Source organism: Klebsiella africana (assembly GCF_020526085.1).
Taxonomy (GTDB): domain Bacteria; phylum Pseudomonadota; class Gammaproteobacteria; order Enterobacterales; family Enterobacteriaceae; genus Klebsiella; species Klebsiella africana.
On sequence record NZ_CP084874.1, the window covers coordinates 623,607 to 642,868 of the forward strand.

The following is a 19,262-nucleotide window of genomic DNA, read 5'->3' on the forward strand; positions in this document are numbered from 1 at the left end:
TTTCATGACCGCGTATTGGCTGGCCCAGGGTGTCGGCGTCATCGCCTTTCTTATCGGTATTACCACCTTTATCAACCGCGATGAACGCCGTTTCAGGCTGCAGCTGGCGGTCTATAGCGCCATTATCGGCATCCATTTTTTCCTGATGGGCGCCGCACCGGCCGGGATGAGCGCCGGGCTCAATGCGCTCCGCACGGTCATTTCCTTACGCACCCGTAGCCTGTGGGTGATGACCGTCTTTATCCTCCTGACGTTGATTCTCGGTCTGGGCAAACTGCAGCATGCCATGGAGCTGCTGCCAATTATTGGCACCGTCGCCAGTACCTGGGCGCTGTTTCGCTGTAAAGGGCTAACCGTCCGCTGCGTGATGTGGTGCTCCACTGCCTGCTGGGTCACGCATAATCTGTGGCTGGGTTCCATTGGCGGGACGCTGATTGAAGGCAGTTTTCTGATCGTCAACGGGCTGAATATCATTCGCTTCCGCCGGATGCAAAAGCGCGGTATCGATCCGTTTAAGGTTGAAAACGCAGTACAGGAAGAGAGCCCCTCCGCCCGATAGCGGAGGGGAAAGGCATTAGCTACGCAGGGCGTTCTTCGCCAGCTGTTCGTCTTCCGCCATGCAGGCCGCGGCGGTAAACAGGGCGTCGGTAGAGGAGTTCAGCGCGGTTTCGCAGGAGTCCTGCAGTACGCCGATAATAAACCCGACGGCAACCACCTGCATCGCCACATCGTTCGGGATCCCAAACATATTACAGGCCAGCGGGATCAGCAACAGTGAACCGCCCGCCACGCCGGAGGCGCCGCAGGCGCACAGCGAAGCGACCACGCTCAGCAGCAGCGCCGTCGGCAGATCCACCGGAATATTCAGCGTATGCACCGCCGCCAGCGTCAGCACGGTGATGGTGATTGCCGCGCCAGCCATATTGATCGTCGCTCCCAGTGGAATAGAGACCGAATAGGTATCGCGATCCAGATTTAGCTTTTCACACAGCGCCATATTTACCGGAATGTTGGCGGCGGAGCTGCGGGTGAAGAACGCGTAGACGCCGCTTTCGCGCAGGCAGGTCAGCACCAGCGGATAGGGGTTGCGGCGGATCTTCCAGAACACCAGCAGCGGGTTAATCACCAGCGCCACCAGCAGCATACAGCCCACCAGCACCAGCAGCAGTTGGGCGTAGCCCCACAGGGTTTCGAAACCGGTGGTCGCCAGGGTGGAAGAGACCAGGCCGAAGATCCCCAGCGGTGCAAAGCGGATCACTACTTTAACGATAAAGGTCACTGCGTGGGAGACATCGTTGATCAGGTTTTTGGTGGTGTCGTTACCATGACGCAGGGCGAAGCCAAGCCCCACCGCCCACACCAGAATGCCGATATAGTTGGCGTTCAGCAACGCGTCGATCGGGTTGGACACCATGCTCATCAGCAGGCCGCGCAGCACCTCAACAATCCCTGACGGCGGCGTGATGCTGTCGGCGGCGGTGGTCAAATGCAGTGATGAGGGAAAGACAAAACTGAACAACACTGCGGTCAGCGCCGCGCTAAAGGTGCCCAGCAGATAAAGAACCAGAATAGGCCGGATGCTGGTTTTTTGGCCATGCTGGTGGTTGGCGATCGAGGCCATGACAAGCATCAATACCAGCACCGGTGCCACCGCTTTTAACGCGCCGACGAACAGGGTTCCCAGCAGGCCGACGGCGATAGCCGCTGGCTTAGAGACCAGCGCCAACAGTACGCCAAGCACCAGGCCGATTAAAATTTGTTTTACCAGGCTGCCTTGCGCCAGGCGGGATAACCACCCCGATGGGGGAGTGCGTGTTGTCATAATTCATTCCTTCCAGTGATGTAGCAAGCCATCCCAGCCACGTATTATTTGTTACGTTTATGTCAGGATGTAAGTAGATGTTTGCATGGTCGAGTATACGGAAAGAATGGCGGTCGGGAAGCGCAAAATACTGCGATTTTAATCTGGATCTTGTTTTTTAACTATGTAGTAACATAACTGTGACATGAGCAGAAGTTGCCGTCGGCGATGGCCGACGGCGTGTGATGCAGATTACTCAGGCAGTTTACGCTGCTTGTCGTGCTGCTTGTTGACCCAGGCGTTAATTACCAGCGTGACGGCCAGGATACCCCCCACCACGCCCAGCGAGATGGCAACCGGGATATGGTAGAAGTCGACGATCAGCATCTTCACGCCAATAAACACCAGGATCACCGACAGACCGTATTTGAGCATCGAGAAGCGCTCAGCGACCCCCGCCAGCAGGAAGTACATGGCGCGCAGGCCGAGGATAGCGAACAGGTTCGAGGTCAGGACGATAAACGGATCGGTGGTCACCGCGAAGATTGCCGGGATACTGTCGACGGCGAAAATCACGTCGCTCAGTTCCACCAGAATCAGCACCAGCAGCAGCGGGGTGGCGAACAACACCCCGTTTTTACGGGTGAAGAAGCGCTCGCTCTCGATTTTATCGGTCATCCGCAGATGGCTGCGGATCCAGCGCACCAGCGGTTTATCGCCGATGCCGGAGTCATCTTCTTTCGCCAGCGCCATCTTCACGCCGGTAAACAGCAGGAAGGCGCCGAAGACATACAGCAGCCAGTCGAACTGCGAAATCAGCCAGCTGCCGGCGAAGATCATGATGGTACGCAGAACGATCGCGCCCAGCACGCCATACACCAGCACCCGGCGCTGCAGAGCAGGCGGTACGGCGAAATAGCTGAACAGCATCAACCAGACGAAGACGTTATCGACCGCTAGCGCTTTTTCAATTAAATAACCAGTGAGGAAAGCCAGCGCCTGCGGGTCAGCAACGGCCCGGCCCTGGGTTTGTACCAGATACCACCAGAAGGCGGCGTTGAACAGCAGAGAAAGCGTGACCCAGAGGATTGACCAGCCAGCGGCCTGTTTCATGGTCATGCTATGCGAACCGCGTCGTCCCTGAAGCAGCAGATCGATTGCCAACATGATCGCGACCACGACAGCGAATCCACCCCATAGCAACGGCGTGCCGACAGTATTCATTTGATATTCCTTACATAAAAACAAAACGGCTGACGTCGGAAGACGGCAGCCGCTGCGCTTTTATGCATAGACCTCGCCTTCCGGCAAGGTCTCACTTACAACAACCAAAGTACATCGCGATGGGCTTTGGTTATTGCCCGGCGACCGGATGCGGTATTGCACGCATCGTAATGACGATCAACCGGCAAGGAAGTTACTCCCCTTTGCAGGTAACAAAATATGTCACAGGGCGGTTTTCGTCAATGGCGGCCGGTCGGGCCTTTACACTCTTTTACGCCAGCGGCTGCGTATCGGCCGGGAAGATCACTCCGGTCTGGCGACGAATTTCGCTCGACAGTTTGGCGGTGATCCGGCTCACCGCCAGGCCCGGGTGATCCACATCCTGTGTCTCCACCAGCCGCGCAAAGGTCTCCGCCTCATACAGCATGGTATTAATGTGCTGGGGCTGCGTCAGGTCCTGGGCTTTACCGCCGCGCGGCACAAACGCCAGCTTCTGACATTCGGAGATTTTTTCGATCACTAACGCACCGTCTTCACCCTGAATTTCACTGGGGATCGCGGAATCGCTAACTTTGGAGTGATGCAGCGTCACGTCGAAGTCGCCATAGCTCAGCACCACGGTGCCCTGGGCGTCTACGCCGCTGTCCAGCAGGCTGGCGGTGGCAAGAACGGCCCGCGGCTCGCCCCACAGCGCCACAGCGGACGCCAGGCAATAGAAGCCGATATCCATAATTGAACCGTTAGAGAACGCTGGGTTAAAGGTGTTGGGGTTTTCGCCGTCGAGGTAGCGCTGATAGCGCGAGGAGTACTGACAGTAGTTGATGAAGGCTTTGCGTAGTTTGCCCACTTTAGCGAGCGTTTCTTTCAGTAGCAGAAAGTTAGGCAGACTGGCGGTTTTAAAGGCTTCAAACAGCACAACGTTATTTTCTTTCGCCAGCGCTATCGCCGCTTCGACTTCCTGCAGGTTCGACGCCAGCGGCTTTTCGCAAATGACATGCTTCTTGTGGCTCAGGAACAGCCGGGTCTGCGGGAAGTGCAGCGAGTTCGGGCTGGCAATATAGACCGCGTCAACGTCAGGGCTCTGTGCCAGTTCATCGAGTGAGGTAAACAGATGCTCGACCGGATAGTCATTGGCGAAGGCTTGCGCCTGTTCGAGGCTGCGGGAGTAGATGGCGGTAAGTTTATATTTGCCGGTTTCATGGGCGGCATCGACAAACTGCTTGGTGATCCAGTTTGTGCCAACAACTGCGAAACGTATCATAAACGTTGACGAACTCCATTAAAGGGAACCTGTCGTCACTCTATCATGCCGTCATGACAAAACCAGTGCGTCACTACGCAGAACGATTTAACGAAAGGTGCGTCAGCCACAGGCGGGTGTCGAACTCCAGCTGGTGGTATTGCGGCTCCATATGACAGCACAGCTGATAGAAGGCTTTGTTGTGATCCTTCTCTTTTAAATGCGCCAGTTCATGAACCACGATCATTCGCAGAAAGGCCTCCGGCGCGTCGCGAAACACCGTCGCTACGCGAATTTCCGCTTTAGCTTTCAGCTTGCCGCCCTGAACGCGGGAAATGGCGGTGTGCAGGCCGAGCGCATTGTTCAGCACGTGGATCTTACTGTCGTACATCACTTTATTGATCGGCGCCGCTCCGCGCAGAAAGCGGGCCTTCAGATCCTGAGTGTACTGATACAGCGCTTTATCGCTGTTAACGTCATGGCCCTGAGGATAACGCTTTTGCAGCACCTCGCCGAGGCGGTCTTGCTCGATTAAGGTCGTCACCTGCGACAACAGCGATTCAGGATAGCCATGGAGATAAGGTAATGTGCTCATGTAGCCCGTTTGCGTAATTAAGCGACAACAGCCGGGGATTCTAGCACCCTGTGCGGACAGGATGCCAGAAAGGCATCGTTACTCGATTATCGCGTCTTCATCCGCCCGGTAGCAGAAGAAATCAAACAGCGCCTCTTTGCGATGCAGCATACTATCCACGCAGGCCATGCCGACAAACGCCCCGGTAAACTCGCCGTAGCGGCTGTATTCATCGGAGAAATGCGATGTGTCGTAGACCGCTCCGATGGGGTGATAGTGCTCACCGTCGACAGACCATGAACACTGTACCTCTCGGCCATTAATAGCAATCGCGAGATAGATTTCTCCCTCGGCAAGGCGAATTTTCTGTGGATCGTCGTGACGCTCACCGTTATCCATGTAAATAATAGCCAGTTGCGCCGCGCCAGAGGTTTCATCCCAGGTTTTATGTAAAAACAGATAGTTCATGTTGTCGTAATAGAGCACCAGTCCAGCGCTGTGCTGATAAATCTCCGGGTTAAAATCCATCTTCGTACTGATGTTGGCGTATACCGAGGTCAGCTTTTTCGCCAGCAGACTGACTTTATTGAGCGAGCTCAGCGACTCCTGACCGCGTAGAGCAAGATAGCCTGCTTTACGCGTCAGGCTGGTAAAACGCTGGAAATGGATCCTCGGCGCATAAAACGCGTTATCCACCCTTGGCTCATCAAAATCATCAAGGTCCGCTTTTAGTGGAAACGGGTGCGGCGGCAGACGGGATCCTTCTACCTGATGCTGTGCGAGATGACCCCCAGCGGCCAGGCGCAGCCAGCCATCCTCGCTCCATTCCATCCTTTGGAGCGCCGTTTCGCGACCCAGAGGGCAGCGTAGCTCCTGGCGAAACGGACGACTGCAAAGGTGGGTTAGCCAGACTTCACCCGTTGGGGTCTCGACATAGCTACCGTGCCCGGCCTTTTGCAGGTAGGTTTCCGGATTGAAATAGTGGGGCTTGAGATGGCCTGTATCTTTGCGTTCGTTAAAATTCTCTGGCCAGGATGTGACGATTGGATTGAGCGGATCGCCTTGATAGGGGCCAGCGACCTCGGTGGCACGGGCCATGGTGACAGAATGCCCGTAACCGGTGCCGCCTTCGGCGACCATCAGGTAGTAATAGTCGCCGCGTCTCGTCAGATGCGGCGCTTCAATGCAGCCGCGGTCGGTACCGCCGTGCCAGATGCGCTGCGGGTAGCCGATGACGCTGTGCGTCTGCGGCGAATATTCCACCAGGCAGATCGCTCCCGGTTTTTCATAGCCTTCGCGAGTTTCCCACTCCAGTGAGACGATCCATTTTCTGCCATCGTGGTCGTGCAAAATTGAGGCATCGAATCCAGCTGAATGGAGATAAACGGGGGCGCTCCACGGGCCAGTGATCTCCTCGGCGGTAATAAGATAATTATCAACGTCAAAATAACGGGAGTTCATTGAATTCATAACGCCATAAATGACATAAAACAGCTTTTCTTCTTCGCACCAGGTCAGGCTTGGGGCCCAAATACCTTTGGCAGAAGGCAGTTTTTTTAAGTCTGGGTTATTATCATCGGTAAGCACATGGGTGAGCAATTGCCAATGTTTAAGATCCCTTGAATGATAAACCGGTAGTCCGGGAAACCATTCAAATGATGATACCGCCACATAATAATCATCGCCGCGGCGGCATATACAGGGGTCAGGATTAAAACCTCTAAAGACAGGATTCTGAATCATCGTATTTATCCTTAATGTTCAAAATATAGCAATAATTTTAAGTGGAGGATGACTCAGGAGATATATAGACTGTTTCTATTTATATAATAAACGTCCACTTATCTGGTGATGCTGCTCACAAAAAACGATTTATTTCTCCGCCCGACTGCCTACGGCATCGGTGCTTCTGATTTTGTGGCGGAAAGATTGCGGAGTATCGTTCATCATCTCTTTAAACTTGAGGCAGAAGTAGGCGCTGTCAGTGAAGCCGGCACTTTGCGAGATATCGCTGATCTTCAGGTCGGTGTTTGTCAGCAGATTGACAGCGATATTGAGTTTGCGCAGCAGCATGAATTTCTTAAAGCTGATGCCAAAGGCGGATTTAAAGGTGCGGGAAAACCAGGATTTTGACCACTGACAGCGTCGGGCGGCTTCCTCTGTTGTCATTTCAAAATTTTCATTGGCATTAATGACTTGTAGTAGTTCGATAAGTTCGCTCAGGTAGCGATGATGGGTTCGTTCGGTAACAGGAACGGAATCTTTAAGGCGATTAAAAGCATGCAGTAGTACGCTTTGCATCAGGGAACGGAACAGCGAATCGGAGAAGTCGCTGAACTCACTGCACCAGCTCAGCAGCAGCTCAAGGCGCTCAGCCTCCTCGCCGGAAAGATAAACTACCGCGCCGCAGTGGGCCGCAGGTAGCGACAGATCATATCCTTCCAGCCACTCTTTTTCGAATTGCATAAGATAACGCTTGTGGCTGGCAGCGGGCGGTAACGTCATTTCATGAATGAGTAGGGCAGGGACATATACCAGCGTGTTGTTTTTAATGGTAAATTTTTCGTCGCCAATGGAATAGCTTCCCCCTGATTCTCTGAACCACATCAGTTCGTCCATCATATGGAAATGTGGAACTACATTTATCCCATTGAAATCATTTATGTTATCTGCTCGCAGCGTAAAGAGTTCACCTGCGCCAACGGGGATCTTTTCGAAAACGGGAGATTCGTCACTCATCGGGTACACTCTTCTTATATTTAACAGGATAATTTATACATAACCGGATTGCCCTTAGCAATAACGTATGCATATCAAATCTACCAGTGCTCTTATTGCGGAGGCGCGATGAATACTGCCCGTATTAGTATCAAAGAAAAATTCAGCTATGGCTTAGGCGACACCGGTTGTAATTTAGTATGGCAAACAGTGATGTTGTTCATGGCCTGGTTTTATACTGACGTATTTGGTTTAAGCCCCGCGCATATGGGAACCATGTTTTTAGCCGTCAGAGTATTAGATGCGGTGACCGATGTATTAATGGGGGCGGTGGCTGATAGAACCCGCACTAAATATGGTCAATTCCGGCCCTATATTTTATGGTTTGCCATTCCGTTTGGCGTATTGTGCTGCTTAACGTTTTATACCCCGGATTTAGGTTATAGCGGTAAGTTAATTTATGCCTATGTTTCTTATACTTTATTATCGTTAGTGTATACCGCTATTAACGTCCCGTACTGCGCGATGATTAATAATATTTCCAATGACTCCCGCGAGCGAGTATCGCTGCAGTCGTGGCGGTTTGCGCTAAGTACCTTAGGCGGCCTGATTGTGTCGCTGACTGCGCTACCGTTGGTGGCCTGGCTGGGGAAAGGCAATCTGCAAAACGGGTATTTCTACACCATGATGCTGATGGGCGCCTTGAGCATCGTGCTGTTCTTTATCTGTTTTGGCCTGACTAAAGAGCGCTACTCTACAGACATTACGGCCAATAATCAGAGCAGCATCCTTGATGACCTGAAAACCCTGCTGGCGAACAAAGACTGGCGCATTTTATTTACGCTGAACGTGGTGAACCTGATCGCCGTGCTGTTCAAAGGCGGTACCACGCTCTACTACGTCAATAACATTATGGGGCGCGCGGATCTTGGCAGCTTGTTGCTGACCACCACGCTGGCTTCCGGAGTGGTGGGAGCCATGCTGTCGCCGTTCATATTTAAGAACATCGATAAAGTGAAGGGCTTCAAGCTGTCAATGGCGCTGGAGGCGGTGCTGTTAATCGCGATGTATTTCGTCCCGGCGGGCAACGTCGCCGCCATCTTCACGTTGGTGATAATCATCAATATCATTCAGCTGGCGGCAACACCGCTACAGTGGAGCATGCTCTCAGATATCATTGATGCGGAAGAAAAGCGCAGCGGCAAGAAGCTCAGCGGAATTGTCTTCTCAACCAACCTGTTTGCAATCAAATTAGGGATTGCCATCGGCGGCGCGCTGGTGGGTTATCTGCTGGCGTGGGGGGACTACGTCGGCGCCGCCTCCCAGCAATCGGCTTCAGCGCTGCAGATGATTAAATTGTTGTTCACTCTCTTCCCGGGCGTGCTGGTGGCGCTGTTGATAGTGATAATGAATCGCTACAGTCTGGATGATAAACGTCTGTCGCATATGGCGCAGGAAAGCGGGAGATAATCGACCGATCTCTATTCAACTGGGCGAAGTTTGCGTATAAACTCGCGGGTTTTAGTATTCCGGAGGCGGAGAGGCGATGAGCCAGGTAGAGTTAAACGGTGAGTTATTCACATTAGAGCGGTTCCCACCTAACGCTGAAGAAGAAGCGCTACAGGCATGGGAAGCGGCGGATGAATATCTGCTGCAACAGGTGAATGACGTCGACGGCCTGACGCTCATCTTCAATGACGGCTTCGGCGCGCTCGCCTGCGCGCTGGCGGCGCGCAACCCGGTCAGCATCAACGACTCCTTTATTTCTGAGCTGGCAACCCGCCACAACCTGCGGATGAACGGTATCGATGAAGAGAGCGTGCGCTTTCAGGATAGCCTGAGCCCGCTGCCGGCCTCGCCGGCGCTGGTGCTGATTAAGGTGCCAAAACAGCTGGCGCTGCTGGAACAGCAGCTGCGCGCGCTGCGCGAAGTGGTGACGCCGGAAACCCGCATTATCGCCGCGGCGAAAGCCCGTGACGTGCACAACTCGACGCTGGCGCTGTTTGAAAAAATCCTCGGCACCACCACCACCTCGCTGGCGTGGAAAAAAGCGCGTCTGATCCACTGCGTTTTCACCGCCCCTAAGCTTGCCGATGCACCGCAAACCTACAGCTGGAAGCTGGACGGTACGCCGTGGACCATCCATAACCACGCCAACGTTTTTGCCCGCAGCGGCCTGGATATCGGCGCGCGTTTCTTCCTGCAGCATTTACCGTCTAATTTAGAAGGCGAGATCGCCGATCTCGGCTGCGGCAACGGGGTGATTGGCCTGCAGGCGCTGGCGCAGAACCCGAACGCACGGGTCATGTTTACCGATGAGTCGCATATGGCGGTGGCTTCCAGCCGGTTGAACGTCGAGCGCAACCTGCCGGACGATATCGCACGCTGCGAATTTATGGTCAACAATTCGCTCTCCGGCATTGAGCCGGATCGCTTTACGGCGATCCTCTGCAATCCGCCGTTCCATCAGCAGCACGCCATTACCGACCATATTGCCTGGCAGATGTTTAACGATGCCCGCCGCAGCCTGAAATATGGTGGCGAGCTGTACGTCGTTGGCAATCGCCACCTCGACTACTTCCGTAAGCTGAAGCGCGCGTTTGGTAACTGCACGACGATTGCGACGAACAATAAGTTTGTCATTTTGAAAGCAACCAAGGTGCGTAAGCAGCGCTGATTCTTGTTGCTGTCTCCCCCGGCTCGCGGCTGTCGCCTTAGCCGGGCTACCGATGGTCTCGGCTCCCGGAAATAGTCAGAGAGATATCGCTAAATCGCCAGCGCCAGTTTTGTGCCCTGGGCAATCGCCCGGCGCGCATCCAGCTCTGCCGCCACGTCGCACCCGCCGATGAGATGCACCGTTTTCCCCGCCGCGCGCAGCGGATCCGCCAGCTCGCGGCGCGGCTCCTGACCGGCGCAGACAACCACATGATCCACCGCCAACAGCTGGCGCTCGCCACCGATCGTCACGTGTAACCCTTCATCATCGATCTTTTCATAGCTGATCGCCGGGATCATTTTCACGCCGCGCGCCAGCAGCGTCGCGCGGTGGATCCAACCGGTGGTTTTGCCGAGCCCTTCGCCCGGTTTGCTGGCTTTGCGCTGCAGCATCACAATCTGTCGTGGGCTTTTACTCAACTGCGGGCCTTCAGGACTCAACCCTCCCGCCGTTTGCAGGCTGGTATCGATACCCCATTCGCGGCAGAACTCGCCGATATCCTGGCTGGTGGCCACGCCCGACTGGCTTAAATACATCGCGGTGTCGAAGCCGATACCGCCGCAGCCGATAATCGCCACCTTCGCGCCAACCGGCGCTTTGTCGCGCAAGACATCCAGGTAGCTCAGCACCTTAGGATGATCGATCCCGGCGATCGCCGGCAGGCGCGGGGCGATACCGGTGGCGAGGATCGTCTCATCGAACGTCAGCAGATCGTCTGCCGTGACGCGGGTGTTCAGGCGCAGATCGACACCATGAAGATCGAGCATGGTGCGGTAGTAACGCAGCGCCTCGTGAAACTCCTCTTTGCCGGGGATCTGTTTGGCGATATTAAACTGTCCGCCGATCTCCGGGAGCGCATCGAACAGCGTGACCTGATGGCCGCGGGCGGCGGCGTTAACGGCGAAGGCCAGACCGGCTGGCCCGGCGCCGACCACCGCCAGCCGTTTAGGCGCGTTGGCAGGCAGGACCGGCATCAGGGTTTCATGACAGGCACGCGGGTTGACCAGACAGGAAGTGACTTTGCCGACGAAGATCCGATCGAGACACGCCTGATTGCAACCGATGCAGGTATTGATCTCCCCGGCGCGATCGCGCTGCGCTTTCGACATAAATTCGGCGTCGGCGAGGAACGGGCGGGCCATCGATACCATATCGGCATCGCCGCGGGCGAGAATATCCTCCGCGACCTGCGGATCGTTGATGCGGTTGGTGGTGATCAGCGGGATCGACACCGCGCCTTTCAGTTTGCGGGTGACCCAGCTAAAGGCGCCGCGCGGTACCGGCGTGGCGATGGTCGGAATGCGCGCTTCGTGCCAGCCGATCCCGGTGTTGATGATGGTCGCTCCCGCCGCTTCGATGGCTTGGGCCAGTTCGGTGACCTCCGCCAGCGTGCTGCCGCCGTTGACCAGATCGAGCATCGACAGGCGGTAGATGATAATGAAATCGTGGCCGGCGCGCTGGCGCACCGCCTTAACCACTTCAATGGCGAAACGCATGCGCCTGGCATAATCGCCGCCCCACTGGTCGTCGCGCTGGTTGGTGCGCGCGGCGAGAAATTCGTTAATCAGATAGCCCTCAGAGCCCATCACTTCGACACCGTCATAGCCCGCTTCGCGCGCCAGCTGGGCGCAGTGGGCAAAATCATCGATCAGCGTAAGGATCTCATCGTGGCTCAGTTCATGGGGCGTAAAACGGTTGATCGGCGCCTGTAGCGCCGAGGGGGCAACCAGCGCGGGCTGATAGCTGTAGCGCCCGGTATGGAGGATCTGCAGGGCGATTTTGCCGCCTTCCTGATGTACCGCGTCGGTGATCTGGCGATGATGCGCCAGATGGCTGGCATCGTTGAGCACTGCGCCGCCGGCCATGGTGACGCCAGAGGGTGCCGGGGCGATGCCGCCGGTGACGATAAGCGCCACGCCGTGGCGGGCGCGCTCGGCGTAAAAGGCCGCTAACCGCTGCGCGCCGTCGGGTAACTCTTCAAGACCGGTATGCATGGAGCCCATCAACACGCGGTTTTTGAGCGTTGTGAAGCCCAGCTCAAGCGGGGCGAAAAGCGACGGATAGCGGCTCATAGTGGCTTCCAATGTAAAATTATTGTTATGTGGTCGGATGAGTTACTAATTTAGCCGTCGCGAAGAAAAAGGGAAAAGGGGAGTGCGGTGATTGTGATGGGATTCAAAGAACAGTGCAGCATTGACCCTCACCCCGGCCCTCTCCCAAAGGGAGAGGGGGAAAGGCGGACCGGCACCGGTATGCAAGGCCAGCGCCGGGCGGTTCCCTCTCCCGCCGGGATAGGGTGAGGGAGAAGACGGGCCCCGATATTCAGGCCAGCGCCGGACGGTTCCCTCTCCCGCCGGGAGAGGGTGAGGGTGAGGGAGAAGACGGGCACCGATATTCAGGCCAGCGCCGGGCGGTTCCCTCTCCCGCCGGGATAGGGTGAGGGAGAAGACGGGCGCCGATATTCAGGCCAGCACCGAACGGTTCCCTCTCCCGCCGGGAGAGGGTGAGGGTGAGGGAGAAGACGGGCGCCGATATTCAGGCCAGCACCGGGCGGTTCCCTCTCCCGCCGGGAGAGGGTTAGGGTGAGGGAGAAGAAGGGCACCGATATTCAGGCCAGCGCCGAACGGTTCCCTCTCCCACCGGGAGAGGGTTAGGGTGAGGGGACTACGCGCTGGCGGCGCTCCAGGCCCGGCGCTTGCCACATCGACGTTGTCAGCCCGCTATCGACAAGGCCAAGCTGATCGGCGTACACCGTCTGCCATTTGCTCATCATCTCCTGATACAGCTCGCGATGCTGCGGATTAGGAGTGAACTCGCGGTGCCAGCTCACTAACCGTTCTCCGGTACTGGCCATATCGCCATACAGTCCGGCGCCGGTTCCGGCGGCGATGGCGCAGCCCAGCGCGGTGGCTTCGCGGACCAGCGGCACCCGCACCGGCAGGCCGGTGACGTCGCTGAGGATCTGGCTCCACAGCGCGCCTTTAGAGCCGCCGCCGGCAAACACCAGGCTGTCGAATGCCACGCCGGAGAACTGCGAGATCTGCGCCAGGTTGCAGGCGGAGACAATCGCCGCGTTCTCCTCCAGCGCGCGGAACAGGGTCGCTTTATTGCACTTTTCCGGATCGATGGAGAGGTTAATAAACGACGGCGCGGCGTGGTACCACTGCTTAAAGTGCATAGCGTCGGAAAAAATAGGCATCACGCCGTGGGAACCGGCGGGCACGCGGCTGGCCATCTCCTCCAGCAGCGAATAGGCATCGACGCCGAGCCGCTCGGCAATCAGTTTTTCTTCAGCGCAGAAGGCGTCGCGAAACCAGCGCATGGTCAGGCCGGTAAAGAAGCTGATCGATTCCGCCTGCGCCATGCCGGGAATGACATGAGGATTAACGCGAATGTTCATCTGCGGATCGGTACGCACCTGCGGCAGGTTGACCACCTGCTGCCAGAAAGTGCCGCCGAGTACCGCGGTTTGCCCGGCACGCACCACCCCAAGGCCCAGGCAGCCGAGCTGGACGTCGCCGCCGCCCATCACCACCGGCGTCCCGGCGCGCAGGCCGCTTTGCTGCGCCGCCGCTTCGGTGACGGCGCCCAGCAGGGTCCCGGTCTCTTTGACCGGCGACAGCATATCGGCGCGCAGCCCGGCCATATCCAGCAGCGCCGGGCGCCAGTCGCGGCTGAACAGATCGAGCATGCCGGTGGTGCCGGCGTTTGACGGGTCGACCGCCAGCTCGCCGGAAAGCTTCGCCGCCAGCCAGTCGCTGATCATGGTGATGGTTGCCGCTTTGCGGTAGATATCGGGGCGGTGGTGCGCCAGCCACAGCAGGCGCGGCATGGCGCTAAGCGCCAGGGTTTGTCCCGAGACCTCGTATACCTCGGATTCAAAACGATAGTCGTGGATCTCCTTAAGCTCCGCCACTTCGCGGCTGGCGCGGGCATCGACGTTGGCGCAGGCCCAAATGGCTTCGCCGTTGCGGTCATAGAGGACGATCCCTTCGCGCATCGAACAGCAGGCGACGGATTGAATATCGGCGGCAGAGAGCCGGGCGGCGTCGAGCGCCTGGCGAATGCACTGGCAGGCCAGCTGCCAGTTGGTGGTAAGGTCGAACTCCATCGAGCCGGGGACGTTATCGACGCTCAGGTGTTTCCATTCGGCCTGGCCTACCGCCAGCTGACGGCCATTAAGATCGAAAATGACCGCCCGAATGCTGCCGGTCCCGGCATCTAACGCTAACAGGTAACTCATGACATGCGCCTCGCTGTGGTCGCGCGGCGCCTGGCCGTCAGGAGGCCAGCGCGAGTACCGCGCGTGCTGTTGTCTCTTCCGTTACCAGGCCATTAATGCGCTTGCCAATCAGAGCGGCATAAATCGCCTGCGCTTTTTCTTCTCCCCCGGCGACGCCAACGATGGTCGGCAGCTGCGCCAGCTCATCAAGGGTCACGCCGAGGAGTTCCCGATGGATCTCCAGTCCTTCTACCGGCCTGCCGTCGGCCTGCAGGAAATAACCTAAAATGTCGCCGACCGCGCCTTTGCGGGCGTACATCAGCTGTTCGCCCTCGCTGATATAGCCGGAGCGCAGAATGGTCGCGTCGCGCCGCTGATCGATAGCGCCAATGCCGACTACCGCCGCGTCCGCCGCCGTCGCCGCGAGGATCACGTCGCGCACGCTCGACTCGCGGCGCAGGATCTCGGCGACCTCCGCCGAAGAAACCCGCAGCGGCGCCGGGATAATGCTGACGCTGCAGGCGGCATCCAGCTGGCCGATACCGGTCATATACGGGCCGACGCCGCCAGAGAGCGTCACCAGCCGCACCTGCTGCGAGCCGATAAAGCCGCTGAGATGCTGCAGGCAGCTCATGGTGGCTTCGCCGAAGCCGACCGCCAGTAGTTGACCCGGCTGCAGAATACCCATCAGCGACTGCGCCGCGCCGATCCCCAGCCGGGTATTCATCGGCGGGGTGTTGAGCGCCGGCAGCACGCGGGCAATCTTGAGGCCAAAGCGCTGCTGAAGTTCACTTTCCAGTGCCAGACAGCCCTCATAGCGCGAGTTGATCTGCACGCGGATCACCCCCGACTGACGGCCTTTCTCCAGCAGGCGGGAAATCTTCAGCCGTGGCAGCCCCAAACGCTCGCCGATGTCATTTTGCGTCAGGCCGTCGTGGTAGTAGCACCACGCCACCCGCGCCACCAGCTCTTCCTCGGCTAACGCCAGCCCGGCGTAGCGGTTCTCTTCCGTAATGCGTTTTTCGCTCATAAATTGAACTCTTATAAAAATTTAGATCATATGTTCGCTATTGCGCGGCCGGAAAGTGTGAGCCGACTGGCAAAACGGATCTTTCATCGCTGGCCTCTTTTTTCCTGAGGATCTAAAGCGCCAAACTGTGATCTTCGCACGGTTGTAAATATAGTTCACCGTCTACGCTTTTGAACATTATTAAATTCAAAAATCATTTGTTCAAACGAGGCGCGACGATGAAGCCACTGCTTGAAGCTCGCCACATCTGCAAACAGTTCTCCGGCGTTGCGGTGCTGAAGGGCATTGACTTCACGCTGCATGCGGGCCAGGTGCATGCCCTGATGGGGGGCAACGGCGCGGGTAAATCGACGCTGATGAAGATCATCGCCGGCGTTGAAACGCCGGACAGCGGTGAACTGACGCTTGGCGACCGCGCGTATGCGCGCCTCAGCCCGGCGCTGGCGCACCAGCTGGGCATCTATCTGGTGCCGCAGGAGCCGATGCTGTTTCCCAACCTCAGCGTGCGCGAGAACATTCTCTTTCGTCTGCCAAAGCGGGCAGATACCGCCGCGCGGTTGCAGGACAAACTGCAGCAGCTGAACTGCCAGATCAACCTCGATGCCAGCGCCAGCACGCTCGAAGTGGCCGATCAACAGATGGTCGAGATCCTGCGCGGGCTGATGCGCGAGGCGCGGATCCTGATCCTGGATGAACCCACCGCCTCCTTAACACCGGGTGAAACCGAGAGGCTCTTTAGCCAGATCCGCGCGTTACAGGCGCTGGACGTTGGGATCGTCTTTATCTCACACAAATTGCCCGAAATCCGCCAGCTTGCCAGCCATATTTCGGTGATGCGCGACGGCGCGGTGGTGCTGAGCGGCGAGACCGCGGCATACCGCGACGAGCAACTGATTAACGCGATGACGCCGGTCAGCCGCGACCATGCGCTGAGCGACACGCAAAAGCTGTGGCTGTCGCTACCGGGCAACCGCCGTACGCAACCGCAGGACTTTCCCGTGCTGCGGGTGGAAGATCTTACCGGCGAAGGTTTTATCGATCTCAATCTGGAGATCCGCGCCGGAGAGATCGTCGGTCTGGCCGGGCTGGTGGGATCCGGGCGTACCGAATTTGCCGAAACCTTATACGGCCTGCGTCCACCGCGCGCCGGGCGGATCTGGCTGGAGAATCGCGAGATCAGCCGCGATAGTACCCGCGCCAGGCTGGCCAGCGGGCTGGTCTATCTGCCGGAAGACCGCCAGGTCTCGGGACTGTTTCTTGATGCGCCGGTGCGCTGGAACACGGTGATGTTCAATCAGCCGTCGTGGTGGCAGCAGGGGAAACGGGAGGCGGCGGTGGTTGAGCGCTATCACCGGGCGCTGGGGATCAAGCTGGCCGATGGCGATCAGCCGGTGCGCACGCTCTCTGGCGGCAACCAGCAGAAGGTGCTGCTGGCGCGCTGTCTGGAAGCTAATCCGCTGCTGCTGATTGTCGATGAGCCGACGCGCGGCGTGGATGTCTCCGCCCGCGCCGATATCTATCAACTGCTAAAAAGCGTGGCCGCGCAAAACGTGGCGGTGCTGATGATCTCCAGCGATCTGGATGAGTTCGTCGATCTTGCCGACCGGGTGCTGGTGATGCATCAGGGCCGCTACAGCGGCGAACTGGCGCGGCAGGCGGTGACCGTCGATCGCATGATGACCCTGGCCTTCGGAGGACAGGCATGAAAACGTTACTCAAGAATCGCGAACTGAGCGCCTTCTTCGCCATCGTGGCGCTCTTTGTTGTGCTGGTGGCGCTCAATCCGGCCTATTTCAGCTTGCAGACCCTGGCGATGATTTTCGCCAGCTCGCAAATCCTCTGCCTGCTGGCATTGGGCGCGACGCTGGTGATGCTGACCCGCAATATTGACGTGTCGGTAGGTTCGACCGTCGGGCTGTGCGCCATCGCCGTCGGCGTGGCGCTGAACAACGGTTACGGGCTGGCGACGGCTATCGCCTTCGCGCTGGCGATTGGCGTGCTGGCCGGGGCGTTTAACGGCCTGCTGGTGGTGGGGCTGCGCATTCCGGCGATCGTCGCGACGCTCGGTACGCTGGGATTGTATCGCGGGGTGATGCTGCTGTGGACCGGCGGGAAATGGATCGAGGGTTTGCCCGACAGCCTGAAATCGCTCTCGGAGCCCGCGTTTATTGGCGTGTCGCCGCTGGGCTGGCTGGTGCTGGCGCTGCTGCTGGCGGGCGCCTGGTTGCTGTCGCGTACCGCCTTTGGTCGTGATTTTTACGCCGTTGGCGATAATCTCGCCGCCGCGCGCCAGCTGGGCGTGGCGGTCAACCGCACGCGGATGCTGGCCTTTACCCTTAACGGTATGCTGGCGGCCTGCGCCGGGATCGTCTTCGCCGCGCAGATTGGTTTTGTGCCTAATCAGACCGGCAGCGGCTTGGAGATGAAAGCCATCGCCGCCTGCGTACTGGGCGGGATCTCGCTGCTCGGCGGCACCGGTACGCTGCTCGGCGCGTTTCTCGGCGCCTTTTTCCTTACCCAAATCGACACCGTACTGGTGCTGTTCCGCCTTCCCGCCTGGTGGAATGACTTTATCGCCGGCCTGGTGCTGCTTGGCGTGCTGGTGCTCGATGGCCGCCTGCGTCAGGCGCTGGCCCGCCATCAGCGGGCGCTGAAGTACAGCCGTTTCCAGCCCGGTAACAAAGGAAGCAAACAGATTGCCCGCTTTCCCGAACGCAAAAGCAAAGAGGTGGCTTAAATGAAACTGAAGCTTAACTGGGAAAGCGCGCTGCTGGCGTTGCTGATCGTGGAGATCCTGCTGTTCGGCGCCTTGAATCCGCGCATGCTGGATCTCAATATGCTGCTCTTTAGCACCAGCGACTTTATCTGCATCGGCATCGTCGCGCTGCCGCTGACGCTGGTGATCATCAGCGGCGGGATCGATATTTCGCTGGGCTCGACCATCGGCCTGTGCGCCATCGCCCTCGGGGTGATGACCCAGGCGGGCTGGCCGCTGTGGCTGGCGGTATCGCTGACGTTGCTCTTGGGGCTGCTGTGCGGGTTATTCAACGCCGCGCTGATCCACTACACCGGCATCAGCCCACTGGTGATCACCCTCGGGACGCTGTATCTGTACGGCGGCGGCGCGCTGCTGCTTTCCGGTATGGCCGGCGCGACCGGTTACGAGGGGATTGGCGGTTTTCCCGATAGCTTCACCGCCTTCGCCAATTTAACCCTCGCCGGACTGCCGCTACCGCTGGTGCTGTTCGCGATTATCACCTTTTTCTTCTGGCTACTGGCCCATCGCGGGCGCTTTGGCCGCCACCTCTTTTTACTCGGGCAAAATCCGCGCGCCGCGCGCTATGCCGCGCTGTCGGTGAACGGCATCCCGTACGTGCTGTATGGCCTGGTTGGCGTCGCCTCGGCGGTCGCGGCGCTGGTGATGGTCTCCTATTTCGGCTCGGCGCGTTCGGATTTAGGCCGCGACCTGCTGATGCCAGCGCTGACCGCGGCGGTGCTCGGCGGGGCCAATATTTACGGCGGCTCGGGATCGATACTGGGTACCGCGCTGGCGGCATTGCTGGTGGGGTATCTGCAACAGGGTTTACAGATGGTCGGCATCCCCAACCAGGTGTCGAGCGCGCTGTCAGGGGCGCTGTTGGTTGTGGTGGTGATGGGGCGTTCGCTGAGCCTGCACCGTGAATGGGTGCGCGCGACCTGGCAGCGTCTTTTCTCGCATAAAACAATCGGAGCATAAA

Annotated in this window: 15 protein-coding genes; 6 read left to right on the top strand and 9 right to left on the bottom strand. The window is 58.0% G+C overall.

Going from position 1 to position 19,262, the window contains the following annotated elements:
- Positions 1-4 precede the first annotated feature (4 nt).
- The gene (locus LGL98_RS03060; protein ID WP_136031169.1) at positions 5-559 is read left to right on the top strand and encodes a YgjV family protein; all 555 of its coding nucleotides are present in this window, start codon (positions 5-7) and stop codon (positions 557-559) included.
- 15 nt (positions 560-574) lie between these two features.
- Here LGL98_RS03060 and sstT read toward each other — a convergent pair whose 3' ends face one another.
- The 6 genes from sstT to LGL98_RS03090 all read right to left on the bottom strand — a co-directional run bounded on the left by sstT (position 575) and on the right by LGL98_RS03090 (position 7,578).
- Positions 575-1,822, bottom strand: a complete 1,248-nt coding sequence (sstT, locus tag LGL98_RS03065) for a serine/threonine transporter SstT (protein ID WP_136031171.1) — start codon at positions 1,820-1,822, stop codon at positions 575-577.
- 231 nt (positions 1,823-2,053) lie between these two features.
- The gene (locus LGL98_RS03070) at positions 2,054-3,025 is read right to left on the bottom strand and encodes a TerC family protein (RefSeq protein WP_136031173.1); all 972 of its coding nucleotides are present in this window, start codon (positions 3,023-3,025) and stop codon (positions 2,054-2,056) included.
- Between the two features lie 271 nt (positions 3,026-3,296).
- Positions 3,297-4,286 carry a Gfo/Idh/MocA family protein gene (locus LGL98_RS03075; RefSeq protein WP_136031175.1) on the bottom strand — a complete coding sequence of 330 codons (990 nt, stop codon included), beginning with the start codon at positions 4,284-4,286 and terminating at the stop codon, positions 3,297-3,299.
- A gap of 73 nt (positions 4,287-4,359) precedes the next feature.
- Positions 4,360-4,860, bottom strand: coding sequence for a M48 metallopeptidase family protein (locus tag LGL98_RS03080; RefSeq protein ID WP_008806575.1), 501 nt, complete (start codon positions 4,858-4,860; stop codon positions 4,360-4,362).
- Between the two features lie 78 nt (positions 4,861-4,938).
- Positions 4,939-6,582, bottom strand: coding sequence for a glycoside hydrolase family 43 protein (locus LGL98_RS03085; RefSeq protein WP_136031177.1), 1,644 nt, complete (start codon positions 6,580-6,582; stop codon positions 4,939-4,941).
- 129 nt (positions 6,583-6,711) lie between these two features.
- The gene (locus tag LGL98_RS03090; protein WP_012540503.1) at positions 6,712-7,578 is read right to left on the bottom strand and encodes a helix-turn-helix domain-containing protein; all 867 of its coding nucleotides are present in this window, start codon (positions 7,576-7,578) and stop codon (positions 6,712-6,714) included.
- A 108-nt stretch (positions 7,579-7,686) separates the two neighbouring features.
- Between LGL98_RS03090 and LGL98_RS03095 the strand changes: the two genes are divergently transcribed.
- Both LGL98_RS03095 and rlmG read left to right on the top strand, forming a co-directional pair.
- Positions 7,687-9,027 (top strand): MFS transporter, encoded by a 1,341-nt coding sequence (locus LGL98_RS03095; protein ID WP_136031179.1) that lies wholly within the window; start codon positions 7,687-7,689, stop codon positions 9,025-9,027.
- Positions 9,028-9,103: 76 nt separating this feature from the next.
- A complete protein-coding gene (gene rlmG / locus LGL98_RS03100) occupies positions 9,104-10,234 on the top strand; it encodes a 23S rRNA (guanine(1835)-N(2))-methyltransferase RlmG (RefSeq protein WP_136031180.1) in 1,131 nt (376 codons plus the stop codon).
- 89 nt (positions 10,235-10,323) lie between these two features.
- Here the strand turns inward: rlmG and LGL98_RS03105 are convergent, their stop codons facing one another.
- From LGL98_RS03105 to lsrR, 3 genes are all read right to left on the bottom strand, one after another.
- Positions 10,324-12,345, bottom strand: a complete 2,022-nt coding sequence (locus LGL98_RS03105) for an NADPH-dependent 2,4-dienoyl-CoA reductase (protein ID WP_136031182.1) — start codon at positions 12,343-12,345, stop codon at positions 10,324-10,326.
- 578 nt (positions 12,346-12,923) lie between these two features.
- Positions 12,924-14,516 (bottom strand): autoinducer-2 kinase, encoded by a 1,593-nt coding sequence (lsrK, locus tag LGL98_RS03110; RefSeq protein WP_136031184.1) that lies wholly within the window; start codon positions 14,514-14,516, stop codon positions 12,924-12,926.
- 37 nt (positions 14,517-14,553) lie between these two features.
- Positions 14,554-15,525 carry a transcriptional regulator LsrR gene (gene lsrR, locus LGL98_RS03115; protein ID WP_004150933.1) on the bottom strand — a complete coding sequence of 324 codons (972 nt, stop codon included), beginning with the start codon at positions 15,523-15,525 and terminating at the stop codon, positions 14,554-14,556.
- Positions 15,526-15,743: 218 nt separating this feature from the next.
- Here lsrR and lsrA point away from each other — a divergent pair, with 218 nt between their 5' ends.
- Genes lsrA through lsrD form a run of 3 tightly spaced genes read left to right on the top strand, consistent with a single transcriptional unit; the run spans position 15,744 to position 19,261 of the window.
- Positions 15,744-17,231 (top strand): autoinducer 2 ABC transporter ATP-binding protein LsrA, encoded by a 1,488-nt coding sequence (lsrA, locus tag LGL98_RS03120; RefSeq protein WP_136031187.1) that lies wholly within the window; start codon positions 15,744-15,746, stop codon positions 17,229-17,231.
- Positions 17,228-18,262: an autoinducer 2 ABC transporter permease LsrC gene (gene lsrC / locus LGL98_RS03125; RefSeq protein WP_136031189.1), complete on the top strand. Its 1,035-nt coding sequence runs from the start codon at positions 17,228-17,230 to the stop codon at positions 18,260-18,262. The genes lsrA and lsrC overlap by 4 nt, the downstream gene beginning before the upstream one ends.
- Positions 18,263-19,261 carry an autoinducer 2 ABC transporter permease LsrD gene (lsrD, locus tag LGL98_RS03130; protein WP_135714693.1) on the top strand — a complete coding sequence of 333 codons (999 nt, stop codon included), beginning with the start codon at positions 18,263-18,265 and terminating at the stop codon, positions 19,259-19,261.
- Position 19,262 lies beyond the last annotated feature (1 nt).